At 63.6% G+C, this 16,976-nt stretch carries 14 protein-coding genes; 5 read left to right on the top strand and 9 right to left on the bottom strand.

Going from position 1 to position 16,976, the window contains the following annotated elements; genetic code table 11:
* Window positions 1-104: 104 nt before the first annotated feature.
* From DWV48_RS02625 to DWV48_RS02590, 8 genes are all read right to left on the bottom strand, one after another.
* On the bottom strand, window positions 105-572 hold the full coding sequence (locus tag DWV48_RS02625; protein WP_118653181.1) for a PTS sugar transporter subunit IIB: 468 nt from the start codon (window positions 570-572) through the stop codon (window positions 105-107).
* Window positions 573-661: 89 nt separating this feature from the next.
* Window positions 662-1,081 carry a PTS sugar transporter subunit IIA gene (locus DWV48_RS02620; protein WP_118653179.1) on the bottom strand — a complete coding sequence of 140 codons (420 nt, stop codon included), beginning with the start codon at window positions 1,079-1,081 and terminating at the stop codon, window positions 662-664.
* 363 nt (window positions 1,082-1,444) lie between these two features.
* A complete protein-coding gene (locus DWV48_RS02615) occupies window positions 1,445-2,203 on the bottom strand; it encodes a GntR family transcriptional regulator (RefSeq protein ID WP_118653177.1) in 759 nt (252 codons plus the stop codon).
* 75 nt (window positions 2,204-2,278) lie between these two features.
* Window positions 2,279-3,115: a Cof-type HAD-IIB family hydrolase gene (locus DWV48_RS02610; RefSeq protein ID WP_118653175.1), complete on the bottom strand. Its 837-nt coding sequence runs from the start codon at window positions 3,113-3,115 to the stop codon at window positions 2,279-2,281.
* Between the two features lie 192 nt (window positions 3,116-3,307).
* Entirely contained in the window at window positions 3,308-4,999 is a 1,692-nt protein-coding gene (gene pgi / locus DWV48_RS02605; RefSeq protein ID WP_118653173.1) for a glucose-6-phosphate isomerase, read from the bottom strand.
* Between the two features lie 72 nt (window positions 5,000-5,071).
* On the bottom strand, window positions 5,072-5,929 hold the full coding sequence (locus DWV48_RS02600; RefSeq protein WP_118653171.1) for a DegV family protein: 858 nt from the start codon (window positions 5,927-5,929) through the stop codon (window positions 5,072-5,074).
* Window positions 5,930-6,155: 226 nt separating this feature from the next.
* Window positions 6,156-6,857, bottom strand: coding sequence for a hypothetical protein (locus tag DWV48_RS02595; RefSeq protein WP_118653169.1), 702 nt, complete (start codon window positions 6,855-6,857; stop codon window positions 6,156-6,158).
* A gap of 268 nt (window positions 6,858-7,125) precedes the next feature.
* Window positions 7,126-8,913, bottom strand: a complete 1,788-nt coding sequence (locus DWV48_RS02590; protein WP_118653167.1) for a DEAD/DEAH box helicase — start codon at window positions 8,911-8,913, stop codon at window positions 7,126-7,128.
* Between the two features lie 540 nt (window positions 8,914-9,453).
* Between DWV48_RS02590 and DWV48_RS02585 the strand changes: the two genes are divergently transcribed.
* The 5 genes from DWV48_RS02585 to pckA all read left to right on the top strand — a co-directional run bounded on the left by DWV48_RS02585 (window position 9,454) and on the right by pckA (window position 14,952).
* A complete protein-coding gene (locus DWV48_RS02585) occupies window positions 9,454-11,793 on the top strand; it encodes a cation-translocating P-type ATPase (protein WP_118653165.1) in 2,340 nt (779 codons plus the stop codon).
* Window positions 11,794-11,993: 200 nt separating this feature from the next.
* Complete coding sequence (locus tag DWV48_RS02580) at window positions 11,994-12,215, top strand: heavy-metal-associated domain-containing protein (protein WP_118653163.1); 222 nt, start codon at window positions 11,994-11,996, stop codon at window positions 12,213-12,215.
* A 7-nt stretch (window positions 12,216-12,222) separates the two neighbouring features.
* Complete coding sequence (locus tag DWV48_RS02575; RefSeq protein WP_118653161.1) at window positions 12,223-12,495, top strand: metal-sensing transcriptional repressor; 273 nt, start codon at window positions 12,223-12,225, stop codon at window positions 12,493-12,495.
* 151 nt (window positions 12,496-12,646) lie between these two features.
* Entirely contained in the window at window positions 12,647-13,114 is a 468-nt protein-coding gene (locus DWV48_RS02570; protein WP_233546073.1) for a hypothetical protein, read from the top strand.
* 236 nt (window positions 13,115-13,350) lie between these two features.
* Window positions 13,351-14,952, top strand: a complete 1,602-nt coding sequence (pckA, locus tag DWV48_RS02565) for a phosphoenolpyruvate carboxykinase (ATP) (protein WP_118653157.1) — start codon at window positions 13,351-13,353, stop codon at window positions 14,950-14,952.
* A 285-nt stretch (window positions 14,953-15,237) separates the two neighbouring features.
* Here pckA and DWV48_RS02560 read toward each other — a convergent pair whose 3' ends face one another.
* Complete coding sequence (locus DWV48_RS02560) at window positions 15,238-16,809, bottom strand: L-lactate permease (protein ID WP_199588868.1); 1,572 nt, start codon at window positions 16,807-16,809, stop codon at window positions 15,238-15,240.
* Between the last annotated feature and the right edge of the window lie 167 nt (window positions 16,810-16,976).

Genomic DNA, 16,976 nt, shown 5'->3' with positions numbered 1-16,976 from the left:
TCAGGCACAAACCTCCCCTACCCATGCGCCGATGGGCCTTGCATGCCAGGTTGTGGGAAGGTTTCAAAGCGGCGGCACCTCACGGCACGTCGCTCGAGGGTCTGCTACAGCGCGCGCTCCACCTTGACGGCGGCATCGTCGGGAACCATCTGGATCTCGACATCCACACCCTCGGAAACGAGCGCACGCAGCGTCTCCTCCTCCGTCGGTGTGACGTTCATGGCCTTGGAGATGGCACGGGTCTCGGCGGTAGCCTTCGTGCCGCCGAGATTGAGCTGCTTGATGCCGCACTCACGGCAGAGGCGGGCGGCGTCTGCGATGGACTCGACGACGATGAAGAGCTTGTACTTGTCGGTCTTGCCGCTGTTGATGGCCGCGATGGAATCGTCGATCGTCTTGATGACGAGCTTGGTGTCGGCAGGCTTGGCGAGCTTGATGGCGCTCTTGCGCAGCGCATCGCCAGGCACGGAATCGTTGGCGACGAGGATGCAGTCGACATCCAGGGCGCTCTTCCACGAGACGGCCACCTGGCCGTGAAGCAGACGGTGATCGACGCGAAGCATCTTGATCATGTCGTTTTCCTTTCATCTGAGCCGCTCATGCGGCGTTGCCGATGTGGTGTGGATGGCGAAAGGGCCGCAACGGACCCTGCCCCCTATGGTTAGAAGTCCTCGTCCTCTTCCTCGTCGACGACCTCGCCGCCCATGCAGACGGTGACGCCCTCGCGGGCGGCCTCGAGCACGCGCTCGGCGGCGGCGGCATCGAGGCCGTCGCGGGCGGTAAGGGCGATCTCGAGCGCCATGCCCATGGTGAGGCCGGAGAAGATCACGACGTTGGGGAACTCGGTGAGGCGGAACAGGGCGTTGTGGACGCTACCACCCTTAATGTCGCACATGATGATGAACTGCTCGTCGGATGCAGAGATGCGCTCGCGGAGCTGCTCGTAGTAGTCATTGGGATTCTGGCCGAACTCGAGGCTGTAGGTCTCGATGCCGTCGGCTGCACCGCCGGCGACCATGTGGAGTGAATCGAGCATGCCGCGGGAGAGCCCGCCGTGCGTTGCGATGATGATTTGAGCCATTATGCATTCCCCTCATCCAACTTATCTCGTCGATGCAAGACCTATTATAGGCAGGGTATAACCTGTCATATCCTGTTATAGGAAGCGTTCTGTAAACGGCCTGTATTTCGCGGTGAGTGGTTTTTCTTAGTTCTAAGTTGTATATGACAGGTTAGTACAGCATTACCTTCTTCCGTAGGAAAGACCATTTTCACCGGCAACGCGTCCATTGTCCGTTGGAATCAGAGGTGTTCACATACACGTAACGCCCCCATGGAGACACCATCGGGGCGTTAATTCTCATAGAGCCCGGGGGCCGATCGAAATTCGGCTGTACGGACGCGGTGCTCCGCCGGCCCCAATCAGGAGCACTCTTAGCGCACATTAAATGCGGAAGGTATACCGTGTGCCCACAATATGCTGCCTGCCAAGGTACATGGGCGACCCGTCGGTATCGTAATAGCGGCCCTCAAGGCAGAAGAGTGGTTCGCCGACGGGAACATCGAGATGCGGCGCAAGCTCGGCGGACGCCTTCTCAAGATCAAGGTCGCACGGCTCGGTGAGCATCGGCTCGCCATGGCCGTTGGACAGAATGATGTCGTAAAGTGAAGTGTCCTCATAATCCGCACTGCGCAGGAACGCATAAGCTTCGGCGGGGAAGTAATTCTCCTCAACCATGATGGGTGTGCGATCCGCCGTCCGGATGCGCACAACCCTCAGCAGGCGTCCCTCGTTGCCAAAACCAAAGAAGGCCCGGGCATCGTCGAGGCCCTCTACCTCCTCGATCGACATCAAATGCGCGCCGGCGCGTTGGTTGTTGCTCTCGCACGCCTCGGTGAAGCTTTGGACGTCATTGTTCTGGGTGAACTTGGCACGGACCTTGGACGAAACGGATGTGCCCGGGAGACGCTCGCTCACATAGGTGCCCTTGCCCGGACACTTGACGAGATATCCCTCGTTAACGAGTTCTTGCAGGGCGCGGCGAATGGTAATGCGGCTCACGCCATACAGGCCGTTGAGCTTGTCCTCGGAGGGAATCCTCTCTCCGGGAACGAAAGCGCCATCCACAATCTGGCCTTTGAGGAGCTCGCGCAGCTGAGCATAGAGAGGCGTCGAAGAACCATCGTCAAGCATCTTCGCCATATCGATCTCCTCCTGTATTGATACGTCTTAAGCCATCATATGAGACGGTACCACAATCGCCCCGGCGAGACGTCCTTAGCCCAAAAACTTGTCGAGCGCGAGCGCGATGCCGTCCTCGTTGTTGGAGGCGGTGACTTCATCGGCCGCAGCCTTGGCGGCATCGGTCGCATTGCCCATCGCCACGCCGATGCCCGCCCATTCGAGCATGGAGATGTCGTTCTGGGCGTCTCCGAACGCGATCACCTCGGACGCGTCGATGCCGATCTTGGGCAGCGAGCCGGCCAACGCATTGCCCTTGTTGATGCCAGGGGCCATGAACTCGAAGTAGAAGTCGGCCGTGAACATACCGGAAAGTGTGTCAGTGAAGGGCTCGTGCATCGCGCGCCAATGCGCCTGTAGGTACTCCGGCTCGGAGGCGCACAGGAGCTTATCCTGGGGGCGAGAGCACACTTCGAGCAGGTCGTCGACCTCGACGAGTTCGAGGTCACACATCCTGCGCTCGTAGTCGACGATGTCAAAGGGAGCGTCCCGATACGTGATGGTGTGCCTGCAACCGCGCTCCACGTACAGGTATTTACCTTCGGTGATCCAGGGGATGACGTCGAAGTCGCGCATGTGCCCAACGAGCGCGCGCAGAGCGCGTTCCTCCATGGGCTGATCGAAGAGCACCTCGTCGGTCTGGGCGTCGATCACGCGCGCACCGTTGAAGGCGACGAGCAGGCCGCCATTGTCTTGAAGCTCGAGCTCGGCGGCAATGGCGCGGAGGCCCTGCACCGGACGCCCAGAAGAAAGGATGAGCCGGATACCCGAACGTTGAGCGGCGAGCAGCGCCTCCTTGGTACGGGGGGTGACAACCTTCGCATCGTTGGTGAGCGTGCCGTCGATGTCGAGCGCAATTGCCTTAATGGACATTCAAGATCCTTTCGAGTGGAGGTTTTCCAAGCGAACATGATACCCCTGTGTGAGAGACAGGGGATGTTGACTCCACGAGGAACACTCCTCGAAACGCAAAGAGGGCGAGCCCGGATGGACTCGCCCTCTATAGGTGTAGCCATATCAACCTATGCGAGGCGACACCGAATTCTTGAATCGGCAAAGACTCCGTTACTTGCGCGTGGCGCGGTAGAACTCGATGAGGGCCTTCGTGGAGGCGTCCTGAGCCGCCAGCGCCTCGTCGTCGTGGAAGGCGGGCGTGATCTGCTTGGCCAGCTGCTTGCCCAGCTCGACGCCCCACTGGTCGTAGGAGTCGATGCCCCACACAGTGCCCTCGACAAAGGTGATGTGCTCGTACAGCGCGATGAGCTCGCCGAGTGCGAACGGAGTGAGGGTGTCGCCGAAGATCGAGGTCGTCGGACGGTTACCGGTGAACACGCGAGCGGGGACGATCTCCTCGGGCGTGCCCTCGGCACGGACCTCGTCGGCGGTCTTGCCGAAGGCGAGCGCCTTGGTCTGGGCGAGGAAGTTGCCCAAGAACAGCTCATGGACGTCCTGGCCGTTGTCCTGGGCCGGGTTATGCGTGTTGGCGAATGCGATGAAGTCGGCGGGGACCATCACGTTGCCCTGATGGATCAGCTGATAGAACGCGTGCTGGCCGTTGGTGCCGGGCTCGCCCCAGAAGACCTCACCGGTGTGGCAGGTGACTGCGCTGCCGTCCCAACGGACCTGCTTGCCGTTGGACTCCATGGTGAGCTGCTGCAGGTATGCCGAGAAACGATGCAGGTACTGGGTGTAGGGCAGCACGGCATGCGTGTCGGCGCCGAAGAAGTTGACGTACCACACGTTCATGAGACCCATGAGCGCGACGACGTTCTCCTCGAGCGGCGTGTTCTCAAAGTACTCGTCGATGGCGCGGAAGCCGGTGAGGAACTGCTGGAAGCGCTCGGGACCGAGGACGACGATGAGGGACAGGCCCACGGCGGAGTCGACGGAGTAGCGGCCACCGACCCAGTTCCAGAAGCCGAAGGCGTTCTCGGGGTCGATGCCGAAGTCGGCGACGAGGTCGAGGGCGGTGGAGACGGCCACGAAGTGCTTCGCGATGGCCTCGGCGTCCTGCTCGGGCGTGCCGTCGATGGCACCGGCCGCGCGGAGCTGCTCGAGCATCCAGGCCTTGACCTCACGGGCGTTGGTGAGGGTCTCGAGCGTGGTGAACGTCTTGGAGACGATGATGACGAGCGTGGTCTCGGGATCGAGGCCCTTCACTTTCTCGGACATGTCGTTGGGGTCGATGTTGGAGATGTAGCGGCAGTCGATCCCAGCGTCGGCGTAGGGGCGCAGGGCCTCATAGGCCATGACGGGGCCAAGGTCCGAACCGCCGATGCCGATGGAGACCAGATGCTCGATCTTCTTGCCGGAGACACCGGTCCACTCGCCGGAGCGGACGCGCTCGGCGAAGGCGTACATGCGGTCCAGCACCTCGTGCACGTCGGCCACGACGTCTTGGCCGTCGACGATGAGCTCGCCCTTCTGCTCGGCGGGACGACGCAGGGCGGTGTGGAGCACGGCGCGGTCCTCGGTGGTGTTGATGTGCACGCCGGAGAACATGGCGTCGCGACGCTCTTCCACCCCGCACGCGCGTCCAAGATCGGCGAGGAGCTTGACCGTCTCATCGGTGATCAAGTTCTTGGACAGGTCAAAGTGCAGGTCACCGGCCTTGAACGTAAGCTTACCAACGCGCTCGGGGTCCGCGGCGAACCAGTCCTTCAGGCTGATGCCCTTGGCCTGGAGCTCGTCGTAGTGAGCTTGAAGCGCCTTCCAAGCGGGGGTCTGCGTGGCGTCGATAGGAGCCGAAACGGTCATGTGCTTCCTCCTCGGTGGTCGTATGCACGGATAGTCCTATCTTAGCACCCCGAGCATCGGCGGGGACTTGAGCTATGCGCTCTTAAAGAAGGCCAAGGCAATGGCACCCGGCCCGACATGCGTGCCAATGGTGGCGCCCACCATAAGGACAGGGATGTCCTCCTCGGCGATCCTGTCCTCCCACACCGAGCGACAGTCGTCGAGGTACTTGCGCAGAAGCTTGTCGGAAAGGCCCGAATAGCCGAGCATCACGGGCATGGAGAAATCGATGCCACCGGCGGCCTTGACCTGTTGGCGCAGCAGGTTGCGTCCGTTCTTGGACCCGCGCGCCTTACCGAGCACCGCCACCTCTCCGTTGTCGATGGTGATAACCGGCTTGATGGAGAGCAGCTCGCCCACCGTGCCCGCCGCCGCCGAGATGCGGCCACCGCGCTTGAGGTACTCGAGGGTGTCGAGCAGGCCGACCACGACCACGCGATCGACGACGGCCTCGACGGCGCCGGCGATCTCGGCAGCCGACTTGCCCTCGTCCAACAAGCGCAGAGCGTAGTCGACGAGGATGTGCTCGCCCACGGTGACGCTCTTGGTATCGACCACGTGGACCTCGGTGGCGTCGCTCGCCTCGGCGGCGGCGGTGCAGGCGGACTGGTGTGTACCGGAGAGCTTGGCGGACAGGGCAAGGATCACGACGTCCTCCCCTGCGGCCTGGGCACGCTCAATGGCCTGGGAGAACGCGTAAGGGTTGACTTGGCCGGTAGTGGGAAACTCATCGCCCTCGACGAGGAGTTCGTAGAAACGCTCGCGCGAGAGCTCGACATCGGCCTGGTACGTGGTGGTACCGAACCCCACGGAAAGAGGCAGGACGTCGAGCTGGGGATGATCGCCCTGAAGGCAATCGGAACCGGAGTCGGTGATGATGCGAACGGACATAATGGACCCCTTCAGATTAGATAATGGACATAACCCGCAGTAGTGTACTGCTAAATCAAGCCATCATCAGGTCATCACATGTTCGAAACAGCCCCTTGTGGATAGACCCCCGCTACTCCCGCGCGAAGAACGCGACCGCGATGCCTCCCGGCCCCACAGACAGTGATTCACCCACCGCCCCGGCCATCGCCGAGACGTATGCGAGCGGCATCCTAGCGGCAGAGTGCTAGACGGCGGAAGCCGGTTCGAGATCGGCCTCGGGATCTACCTCCACCAACTTAAGCGTATTGGAAAAGCGACCATCAACGCCAATCACGTCACGCAGGAGGTGCAGATAGTAACTGCCCGCTTCCTCGCCCTGCGCACCAACGTCCCGAGGCTCCCCCAAGTCATCTTGGATCGACTGGCCGACAGGGGCGCAGTCGTACAGGCGCGCCTGCCCCACAGGGCACCAGATGCCGTCCACGCACGCGATGCGCTCGGCGATGGTGCCCTCGCGCCAACGCTCGGTCGAGCAGATCACCGGATCGAGGACCTCGTAGGCACTTCCCGTCCAAACATCCACCAGCCGTACGCGAGACGCCGCCACATCCTTTTCGACAATCGAGAAACGCGAGAAGAACTGGGTGCGCTCGACCTGTCTCATACGATCGAGCGAATCCTCGGGAAGGGTGCGGGCGGACTGCTCGATATAGAGCTGCAGCGGCGTGCGCCCGTCAATGAGGGGGCGCTCGAACAAGGCCCATTCGGTGAAGTAGATGTTCGTCATGGCGAGGTATCGGGGCAAGGGGCTCCTCATGCGCATCGCAAAGGGATGCACGTATTCCTCGAACTCCGACGAGGCGGCGTCGATCCAGCGCGCCTTGCGCGCGCCCCAGTACTCGGCAAAATCAAGGATGTCCCGGTCGACGGCGGATAGTTGATACATGGTGCCCCCCTTACGGCTCGGCGATGCCCGTACACCCCTAGGCTATGGCGCGAGAGGGCGTCACCGGCGTGCAGCGGCAAATCGGAGGCATGCCGCCTGTACAGATTGGGCACGCTCCCAGACCATGTCCCGACACGAATCCGACCAGAGGCCGACAACGCCCTGTTGCAGCGCGAGGGGCGCACCAGCTCGATAACGAAGCCGGCGCGCCCCTCCACAGAACTTGCGTATCACGCCCGTGAAGGACGTGTGAAATCGCGCAATAGGGTTATCGGCGACCACCGCGGTCCCCCGGGCGGCGACCGGTGCGCGAAGCCGAGCCCCCGCGGTCGACGCGGCCGCCGTGGGGATTGGATGCCTTGCGGGCGCCTCGGCCGCCGCGACCACGACGCTCGCTGGGCTCATCGTAATTGCGCCACGCCTCGCGCCCGCCTGATGAGGTGGAACGACGATTCGCGCCAGTGCGCGAGGGGCGGGAGGCGGTACGCGCCTCGGAAGCGGTCAACAGCTCGACGGAAGCGTCGCCCTCGTCCGCACGCACCCGGGTCTTACCGCTGCGCTTCCTCCGGGAGGGCTTGGCCTTGGCCTCGTCCTCAGCACGTCGAGATGCACCCGCGCGGGTATCGGAAGACACCTTGCCATGGGCCTCCCCATTCGAGCCAGAGCGGGAACCGCCTCGGGACTCGGCTCGCGAACCGGCGCCCGCCTTGGCCTTCGCTTTGCGGCGGCGTTTCTTCTCCTTCTTGCCCGCGGGTGCCTTGGCGGGCACGCGGTTGGGGTCGACCTCGGGCGCGGACGCTCCGAGTTCGAAGCCGTCCGCATCGAAGAGCGCGGCGGTCTTGCCCATGACTGCCTCGATGTCGTAGAACTCGGCGACATCATCGGGGGTCACGAATGTCAGGGACCAGCCCTCCTCACCCGCGCGGCCCGTGCGGCCGATGCGATGGATGTAATCCACCGGGTCGGTGGGGACGTCGAAGTTCACCACGTAGCGCACATCTGAGATGTCGATGCCACGGGCGAGGACGTCGGTGGCCACGAGCACGTCGCACTCCCCGGCGCGGAACGCCTTGAGGGCCCGCTCGCGCTGGGCCTGACTGCGGTCGCCGTGAATGGCAGCGCAGGTGATGCCCGCACGCGCAAGACGGCGGCTGCAAGCATCGGCGCGGTGCTTGGTGCGGCAGAACACGATGACGCGGCTCGCCCCCTCGCGCTTGAGTACACGGGCGAGCAAGGCGTTCTTCGCTTCGAGGGAAACCGGGAGCACGTACTGCTCAACCGTTTCCGCCGTCGAGGTCACCGGGGCGATCTCGACGCGGGCGGGATCGTGCACAAGGTCGGTGATCGAGCCAACTGCCGCATCGTCAAGCGTTGCGGAGAACAACAGGGTCTGGCGATCATCGCGCGTGTAGCCCACGATGCGGCGAACGGCGGGCAGAAAGCCCATGTCGAGCATGCGGTCCGCCTCGTCGAGCACGAGTACCTGCACCTGGTCGAGCATGCACGCGCCCTGATCGATGAGGTCCTGTAGACGGCCCGGCGTGGCGATGAGGATGTCGCACCCGCGCTTGAGCTTGTCACGCTGCGGGTTGTAGCTCACTCCGCCCACAACGGTCACGCTGGTATGCCCGGTGTGGTGCGCAATGGAGCGGCACACGTCCTCGATCTGCTGGGCAAGTTCACGCGTGGGCGTGACCACGAGCATGAGCGGACCCTGGGGAGCGACCTTACCACGCGCGCGGGAACGGGGCACATGGGGCAGATTGTTCATGGTGGGCAGCAAAAACGCCGCGGTCTTGCCGGTGCCCGTCTGGGCAGCGGCAAGCACGTCCTCGCCATCGAGTGCGTGCGGGATCGAGGCAGCCTGCACGGGCGTCGGGGCGGTATAGCCCATATCGGCAACGGCGGAGAGGACCTGCTCGGACAGGCCAAGGTCGGCGAACGTGGTCTCGGGGCCGGCGTCTTGATCGGACGAGGAGGCGAGATTGGTTTCGCGTACCTCGACGGTCTCGATGGCGTCGTCCTTTTTCGTGTTCTTCTTAATAAACAGCGGCATGGGGGTGTGAATGTCCGTTTCCGCGCGGTGGGCCTCAACACAGCGGCGCCCGGCAACGGGGCGCGCTCGTCAAACCGTCCGCGCAAGGAGGTTCATATAACAAGCAATTGCGCGGGCCGGTCCGCGCGGTGGAGCACGTTCGCAACCGGCATATCCCTGCAGCCTCTCAGGCTATTGCGGGCGCATGCGTAACGCATGGAGCAGATTCCACCGCAGGCAAGTATACGGGCACCCGATGTGCAAAAAGGGGACTGTCCCTAAATTACACAACCCCACGTTACGCGTACCCATCCCCCCCCGCGCACAGGCATCGCGAAAGTTAACTCTCGCGTCGATTTCCCCGCCCTTTCGAGCAAAATGCTCCGCGAGAGTTCACTTTCGCGGAGCACCCCACTCCAAGTTCCCGCAGACACAAGGGTCGGTCGCGATCGGCCCCGGGCTCGCCCGGGGTTCGCCTTGGAAGCAAATCGACATTCTAATCAAATACCCCCGGGGGGTGGGGTATACTCAACCGTGACATTGCTACGAAAGGAGCTACACATGGCTCAGGAGAAATTCGACGTCGGCGGCATGACGTGCGCGGCATGCCAGGCACACGTCGAGAAGGCCGTCTGCAAGTTGCACGGCGTGACCGACGTCGCCGTCAACTTGCTCTCGGGCAGCATGCAGGTCACCTTCGACGAAACGCTCCTCAGCGACGACGACATCTGCGACGCCGTCGACCGTGCGGGCTACTCGGCGGCGCCCGTAGGCGGAGCTGGCGCCGGCGCGGCAGGGGCAACCATGCCCGGTGTCAACGCGAACGCCGTCTCAGCACCCCTCGTCTCCCCCACCAAGAAGCTTGAGGCCGCCGCGCGTGCCATGCGCGGGCGCCTCATCACCTCGATCGTGTTCCTCATCCCCCTGTTCTACCTGGGCATGGGGCACATGCTCGGCTGGCCGCTGCCGGCATTTTTCGGCGCGCATGAGAACGTCATGAACCTCGCGCTCACCGAACTGCTGCTACTCGCACCCATCCTCTACGTCAACGATGCCTACTTCATCAACGGTTTCAAGTCGCTCGTTCATGGTGCTCCCACCATGGACGCACTCATCGCCATCGGCGCCACCGCCAGCGTAGGCTGGTCCATCTACGGAATCTACCGCATCGCGGCGGAACTCGCGGCGGGCGACCCCATGAGTGCCCACACCATCGGCATGGACAATCTCTACCTGGAAAGCGCGGGAACCATCCTCTCGCTGGTAACCATTGGCAAGTACCTCGAGGCCCGCAGCAAGTCAAAGACGGGTGGGGCCATCGAGGCGCTCATCGACCTCGCACCTAAGACCGCAACCATCGTGGACGAGCAAGGTGTCGAGACGGTGGTGAACGCGGACGACATCAAGCCCGGCCAGGTGATCTTAGTGCGTCCGGGTGAAACCGTCCCCGTGGACGGCGTGGTTCTCGAGGGCTCGTCCTCCATAGACGAGAGCGCCCTCACGGGCGAGTCCATCCCGGCGGAAAAGACACCCGGCGACACCGTGAGCGCCGCCACAGTCAATCGCACGGGATCCTTCGCCTTCCGCGCAACGCGCGTCGGAGCCGATACGAACCTCGCCCGCATCATCCGCCTCGTCGAGGAAGCCAACGCCACGAAGCCCCCCATCGCGCGCCTGGCAGACAAGGTCGCCGCCGTCTTCGTGCCGACAGTGCTCATCATCTCCGCAGCCACCTTCGCGATATGGCTCGTCACCACCGGCGGAAACGTCAATGAGGCACTCACCGCGGCAGTCGCCGTAGTGGTAATCAGCTGCCCCTGTGCGTTGGGACTCGCCACGCCCGTCGCCATCATGGTGGGCACCGGCAAGGGTGCCGAGATGGGCATCTTGTTCAAAAGCGCCGAGGCCCTCGAGACGCTGCGTGGCGTGAAAACGGTGGTGCTCGACAAGACCGGCACCATCACGCGGGGCAAGCCCGTCGTAACCGACATCCTTCCCGCACAACGTGCGGACGGCACCGCCGCCATAACAGAGAAGGGGCTCCTCAAACTCGCCGCCGCCCTCGAGCGCAGCAGTGAGCATCCGCTCGCCGAGGCGATCATGGCGTGCGCGGAGGAGCGCGGCATCGTCGCGCGTTCGGTAAAAGCATTCCAAGCCATCCCCGGCCGTGGCGTGACTGCATTCGAGGGGACCAACCACATTGCTGCGGGCAACGCCACGCTTATGGCAGATGAGGGCATCGACATCGACCACGACGAACTCGAACGATTCGCCCTTCAGGGAAAGACGCCCCTTTTCTTCGCCAAGAACGGTGAGATCATGGGCATCATCGCCGTCGCCGACGAGGTCAAACCAACCAGCACGGACGCCATCGCGGCATTGAGGCGTTTGGGAATCCAGTCCATCATGCTCACCGGCGACAACGAACTCACCGCGCGCGCCATCGCCGAGCGCGTGGGCGTTGCCAACGTCATCGCCGACGTCCTACCCGCCGACAAGGAGCGTGTGGTACGCGAGCTGCAGGCTGCCGGCCAGACGGTCGCCATGGTAGGCGACGGCATCAACGACTCCCCTGCCCTCGCCCGCGCCGATGTGGGCCTCGCCATCGGAGCTGGCACCGACGTCGCCAAGGAGGGGGCGGACGTCGTGCTCATGAGAAGTGACCTCCTCGACGTCGCTCGCGCCATCGAGCTCTCCCGCGCCGTCATCCGCAACATCAAGCAGGACCTGTTCTGGGCGCTGTTCTACAATTCCCTGGGCATCCCGCTGGCTGCGGGTGTGTTCTATCCCATGCTCGGCTGGCAGCTCTCACCGATGTTCGGCGCAGCGGCGATGAGCCTGTCGAGCTTGTGCGTGGTGGGGAATGCCCTGCGCCTGCGCGGCTTCAAGCCCCGAACTTGACGCGCAAGCGGATTCCAGACCGTCAACTTGCCGCAAATCGGACGATTATGTAACGAATATCGAGACGCTCCGAGTAGAGAGGTCTGTTCATCGGAATAACCGCTGGTCACATGGTGGCGAAACCGCCCTATACTCGATGCATTCCGTTTTTCGTTACAAAATCGCCCGATTCGCGGCTTCCAACAAGGAAAGGAACGAACATGAACTACATCATCAAGACCGAAGGCCTCATGTGTGGCCATTGCGATGCCTCCGTCGAGACCGCCCTGCTCAACGTCGCGGGCGTGACGGACGCCGAGGCCGATCACGAGACGCAGACCGTCACCGTCGAATGCTCCGATGCCGTCTCGCCCGATCAGCTTACCGCCGCCGTCGAGGCTGCCGGTGAGAAATTCCACGCCCTGACCGTAGAGGAGGTGTAAGCGCGCCATGATGGCCGACCACGAGCGCACGCTGAGACTCCTCAAAACAGCGCGGGGGCAAATCGACGGCATCATCAAGATGGTCGAGGACGACCGCTACTGCGTTGACATCTCCACGCAACTCATGGCGACCCAGTCGCTCATCGGGCGCATCAATGCCGACGTCCTCAAGGCCCATATCGAAGGCTGCGTGCGCCGCGCGGCGACATGCGGAACCGAGGCGGAGCAGGCCGAGAAACTCGCCGAAGTCGAGAGGATTATCGAAAAGCTCGCGAAATAGGATATTGAGCGGCACGAGCGGGCTATTATCGGGTACGGTAACGGCAATGGACACGCCGACGACACACCGCCGCACCGAGGAGCGCAGCACCGCCAAGGCAGCCCGCAACCAGGCGCACACGTAGGAACGGAAGGCACAGATGAACGACTTCATGAAAGACCGCTACGGCGTCGACGAGCTCACCGGGGTCCTGGGCGCGCTGGGGCTACTGCTCGCCCTCATCGGCACCATCGCCAAGTTCGACCCGCTCACGTGGCTGGCGCTCGCGAGCATCCTCGTCGCGCTCGCCCGCGCGTTCTCAAAGAACGAGGCGGCCCGCCGCAAGGAAAACGACGGTTTTCTCTCCCTCGCCTCGCGTGTGCCTGTCCTCGGCGATTACGTGAAGAGCGTCGGGGCAAGTCGTGCGGGTGCCAGGACATCCGCACGCAATGCCGCAAAACCCGCCGGAACCGACTTCAACCGTGCCAAGCGCACCGCCCAAAAGATGTGGAAAGAGCGCAAGACCTCGCACTTCCTCAAATGTCCCACCTGCGGTCAGATCCTCTCCGTCCCCAAGGGTAAGGGCAAGATCCGCGTCACTTGCCCGCGCTGCCACTCCAAAATGGAAACCAAGTCCTAAGGCGCCCATGGCCGGCTTACTGAATAAACTACCGCTCGCCGAATGACGCGCAACCCTTGCCGACTCCATCACATGTCCGCACGGCGCATGGGGTATCAATAGGAGCGTTGGAACGGTAAAACGTTTTTCGGTGCGCAGATTCTCGCAAACGACAGGTGGCGCACGCGCTTGAGCGCGCGGCATCGAGACGGCACATCGAATGACCGCTGCCCCGCTCGTCCTTTAGGAGGATCGACATGTCTATTGATTCCGTCACCCAGGTGCTGGACCGCTACGGCGTCAACGCTGCCGAGGGCTCTGTCCATGTGGACATGGTCCCCGCCGAACTCGTCGAGCAGGCCCTCGCCCATCACGAGGGCAAGCTCGCCTCCAACGGATCCCTTGTGGTCGAAACCGGCAAGTACACCGGTCGCAGCCCCAAGGACCGTTTCGTGGTAGACACCCCCGACGTCCACGACACCATTGCCTGGGGCAACGTCAACGTTCCCATCTCCCAGAAAAGCTACGAGAAGGTACGCGACGGCGTCGCCGCCTACCTCTCCGAGCGCGACCTCTACGTGGTGCGCGGCCTCGCCGGCGCCGACCGCGGCCACGCCCGCAAGTTCATGGTCGCCTGCGAGCGCGCCAGCCAGGCCCTGTTCATCACCCAACTGCTCGTCCGCCCCACCGATGAGGAGCGCGCCGCCTACGGCGAGCCCGACTTCACCATCCTCGCCGCCCCCGGCTACAAGTGCGATCCTGCCATCGAGGGCCTGAACTCCGAGGCCGCCGTGCTCGTCAACTTCTCCGAGCGCACCGTGGTCGTCGCCGGCACCGAGTACTCCGGCGAAATCAAGAAGTCCGTCTTCTCCGTCATGAACTACCTCCTGCCCGTCGAGGACCACGTGCTGCCCATGCACTGCTCGGCCTCCATGGACCCCGCCACGCACGACACCGCCGTCTTCTTCGGCCTGTCCGGCACCGGCAAGACCACCCTGTCCGCCGACCCCAAGCGCCTGCTCATCGGTGACGACGAGCACGGCTGGGCCATGGGCGAGGGCATCTTCAACATCGAGGGCGGCTGCTATGCCAAGTGCGACGGCCTCACCGAGGAGCGCGAGCCCGAGATCTTCCGCGCCGTCAAGTTCGGCGCCCTGTGCGAGAACGTCATCCTCGACGAGCACCGCGACCCCGACTACGACGACGTCTCCCTCACGCAGAACACCCGCGTGGGCTACCCCGTCGAGCACATTCCCAACAGCTGCCTCGAGGGCGCGGGCGGCGAGCCCACCGCGGTGATCTTCCTCACCTGCGACGCCTTCGGCGTGCTGCCCCCCATCGCCCGCCTGTCCGCCGATGCGGCCATGTACCACTTCGTGAGCGGCTTCACCTCCAAGGTCGCCGGCACCGAGCTCGGCATCAAGGAGCCCGTGCCCACCTTCTCCGCCCTGTTCGGCGAGCCCTTCATGCCGCTTGACCCGATGGTCTACGCCGACATGCTCGGCGAGCGCATCGCCGAAGGCAAGACCCGCGTCTACCTGGTCAACACCGGCTGGGTCGAGGGCTCCTACGGCGTGGGTCACCGCATCCCGCTCGTCTACAACCGCATCAACGTCAACGCCGCGCTCGACGGCTCGCTCGAGGATGCCGAGTTCATCCACGACGAGGTCTTCAACCTGGACATCCCCACCACCTGCCCCGGCGTGCCGGACGACGTCATGGTCCCGTGGAAGTGCTGGGCCAGCAAGGAAGAGTACGACGCCACGGCCAAGAAGCTCGCCGGCATGTTCCAGGAGAACTTCGAGAAGAAGTACGCCCACCTGCCCGAGAACGTGAAGAACGCAGGCCCGCGCGCCTAAGGCCCCACGTCATAGCAAGCGAAAAGGAGCCCCGTGCACCCACCTGCACGGGGCTCCTTCTTCGCCGGCGACCTCACCGCTCAGGCTCCAGGGCATACTCCCTTCGACCGTGGTTCCGCTGCGCTCCACAAAACGGTCTACGGGAGAATGCCCCGGAGCCTGAGCTACGGCAACGCAGCCGCGAGGCGCCGGAGGGTTTCCCCGCAGCGCGTTTTTGTGGAGCGAAGCGGAACCACGCGCGAAGGGAAAACCCGCAGGGCCTCGCGGCGACGGGATCAGCCGCACTTAGAGCAGCAGCGCCCCACCCAAGCCGAGGGCGGCCATCAACACCATGAACACGATGGCGATGGGCATCACGCGGGCAAGGAGCTTTCCCTCCACACCCACGGTCTTGACGGCAGCCAGGCCAATGGCGAGCGTCTGCGGCGAGATCATCTTGCCCGCGCCCACGCCGAGCGAATTGAGCGCCACCATCCAGTAGGAGTCCATGCCGAGTGCCTCCGCAGCCTGCTGTTGCACCGAGCCGAACAACAGCCCCGAGCTCGTGCCAGACCCCGTGACGAACGCGCCTACCGCGCCGATGACCGGCGCCATCAACGGGAACAACGAGCCGGTGACCGCGATGCAAAACGACGACACGGCCGAAATCATGCCGGCGTATCCCATGACCTTCGCGCAGCCGAGTACGGCGAGCATGGTGATGACCGTGGGCATCATCTGCTTGACGGTGGCGGCAAGCACTTCGCACATCACGCGCGGAGCCGCACCTTGGATGAGGCCGCCAATGAACGCGGCGATGAAGATCCAAACGCCGGGTGTGTTGATCCACGTGAACGTGACGGTCGAGGGATCGGAACCAGAGAAGATCGTGACCGAGCTCGAGAACTGGGCGAGCCACGCGTTCAGGGACGGCACGAGCTTCGAGGTCGCGAGCAGCAGCACGAAGATCAAGATAAAGCACGACCATGCACGCAGGGCACCTGCCAAGGTCGCCTTCTCGGTCGATGCGATCTCCATGCGATACTCGTCGCGTGCCGCGCCCGGACGGCGCGCCAACAACGCCGTGACGATAAGCGAGCACAGGGAGCCGACCACAACCGTGAGCTCAGGCCCCACGAACGCCGCGACCGCCAAGGACGGCAGCGCGTAGGCGACACCCGACGCCAGGGCGATATGCCAAACGCCGCCGAGACGCGTACCCACGCCGGCACCCGGCGCGCACTCCTCACCGGTCTCGGCGGCGAGGAACACGACGATGAACGGAACGATGACGAAAAATGGCGCAAGCTGAACCATCTCGGTAAAGGCAAGGCGAACCGGGTCGAGCCCCGTGAGGCCCGCGAGCGACACGGTGGGAACGCCCACGGAACCGAAGCAGGTGGGAACGCCATTGGCGACCAGGCAGATGAGAACTGCCTGCAACGCTGGGAAACCGAGTGCCGCGAGCATGCCCGCCGGAATCGCCACGGCGGTCCCGAATCCGCTCATGCCCTCCATGAAGCCACCAAAGCACCAAGCGACCAGCAATGCGAGAACGCGGCGATCGGTCGAGAGCGAGGTGATCATCGACCCGATCACGTCCATGGCCCCCGTGCGGACGCACAGGTTATAGGTAAAGACCGCCGCGATGATCACGAGCACGATAGGCCACAGCGCCATGAGAAAGCCCTCGAGACTCGCCGTGGCGACCTCGGGGATGGGCATGCCCCACCATGCAAGCGCGAGCACACAGGAAATGACGAACGATCCCGACGCCGCCTTCCACGCGGGAAGGCGAAGCGCCACGAGCGCGACGATCAACCAGACGATGGGCAAAAGGGCCAATATGAAGGGGATGGCAAGGTCGGCAATTGACAAAACGGCTCCTAACGACATCCGATATCCGACAATGAGTCCAATGCGCGACGAGCCATACGCCTCGTGCTGAACAACCGCACCGCCGCGCGCCGGACCATAGTACCACTCACCCGCTCACCCCAACCGACGCCCCGTCGGGACGCACCGCCGTACGCTCCGGTCGACTC

Source organism: Collinsella sp. AF08-23 (assembly GCF_003479805.1).
Taxonomy (GTDB): domain Bacteria; phylum Actinomycetota; class Coriobacteriia; order Coriobacteriales; family Coriobacteriaceae; genus Collinsella.
Note: the sequence above shows the minus strand (reverse complement) of the source record. Positions and strands in the feature narration are given on the sequence as shown.

Bases quoted from the DNA above. Each gene is read 5' to 3' on its own strand.
- DWV48_RS02570 (WP_233546073.1), top strand. From the start codon at position 12,647: ATGAAAGACCGCTACGGCGTCGACGAGCTCACCGGGGTCCTGGGCGCG.
- DWV48_RS02625 (WP_118653181.1), bottom strand. From the start codon at position 572: ATGATCAAGATGCTTCGCGTCGATCACCGTCTGCTTCACGGCCAGGTG.
- DWV48_RS02615 (WP_118653177.1), bottom strand. From the start codon at position 2,203: ATGGCGAAGATGCTTGACGATGGTTCTTCGACGCCTCTCTATGCTCAG.
- DWV48_RS02585 (WP_118653165.1), top strand. From the start codon at position 9,454: ATGGCTCAGGAGAAATTCGACGTCGGCGGCATGACGTGCGCGGCATGC.
- DWV48_RS02580 (WP_118653163.1), top strand. From the start codon at position 11,994: ATGAACTACATCATCAAGACCGAAGGCCTCATGTGTGGCCATTGCGAT.
- DWV48_RS02595 (WP_118653169.1), bottom strand. From the start codon at position 6,857: ATGTATCAACTATCCGCCGTCGACCGGGACATCCTTGATTTTGCCGAG.
- DWV48_RS02620 (WP_118653179.1), bottom strand. From the start codon at position 1,081: ATGGCTCAAATCATCATCGCAACGCACGGCGGGCTCTCCCGCGGCATG.
- pckA (WP_118653157.1), top strand. From the start codon at position 13,351: ATGTCTATTGATTCCGTCACCCAGGTGCTGGACCGCTACGGCGTCAAC.
- DWV48_RS02575 (WP_118653161.1), top strand. From the start codon at position 12,223: ATGATGGCCGACCACGAGCGCACGCTGAGACTCCTCAAAACAGCGCGG.
- DWV48_RS02600 (WP_118653171.1), bottom strand. From the start codon at position 5,929: ATGTCCGTTCGCATCATCACCGACTCCGGTTCCGATTGCCTTCAGGGC.
- DWV48_RS02610 (WP_118653175.1), bottom strand. From the start codon at position 3,115: ATGTCCATTAAGGCAATTGCGCTCGACATCGACGGCACGCTCACCAAC.
- pgi (WP_118653173.1), bottom strand. From the start codon at position 4,999: ATGACCGTTTCGGCTCCTATCGACGCCACGCAGACCCCCGCTTGGAAG.
- DWV48_RS02590 (WP_118653167.1), bottom strand. From the start codon at position 8,913: ATGCCGCTGTTTATTAAGAAGAACACGAAAAAGGACGACGCCATCGAG.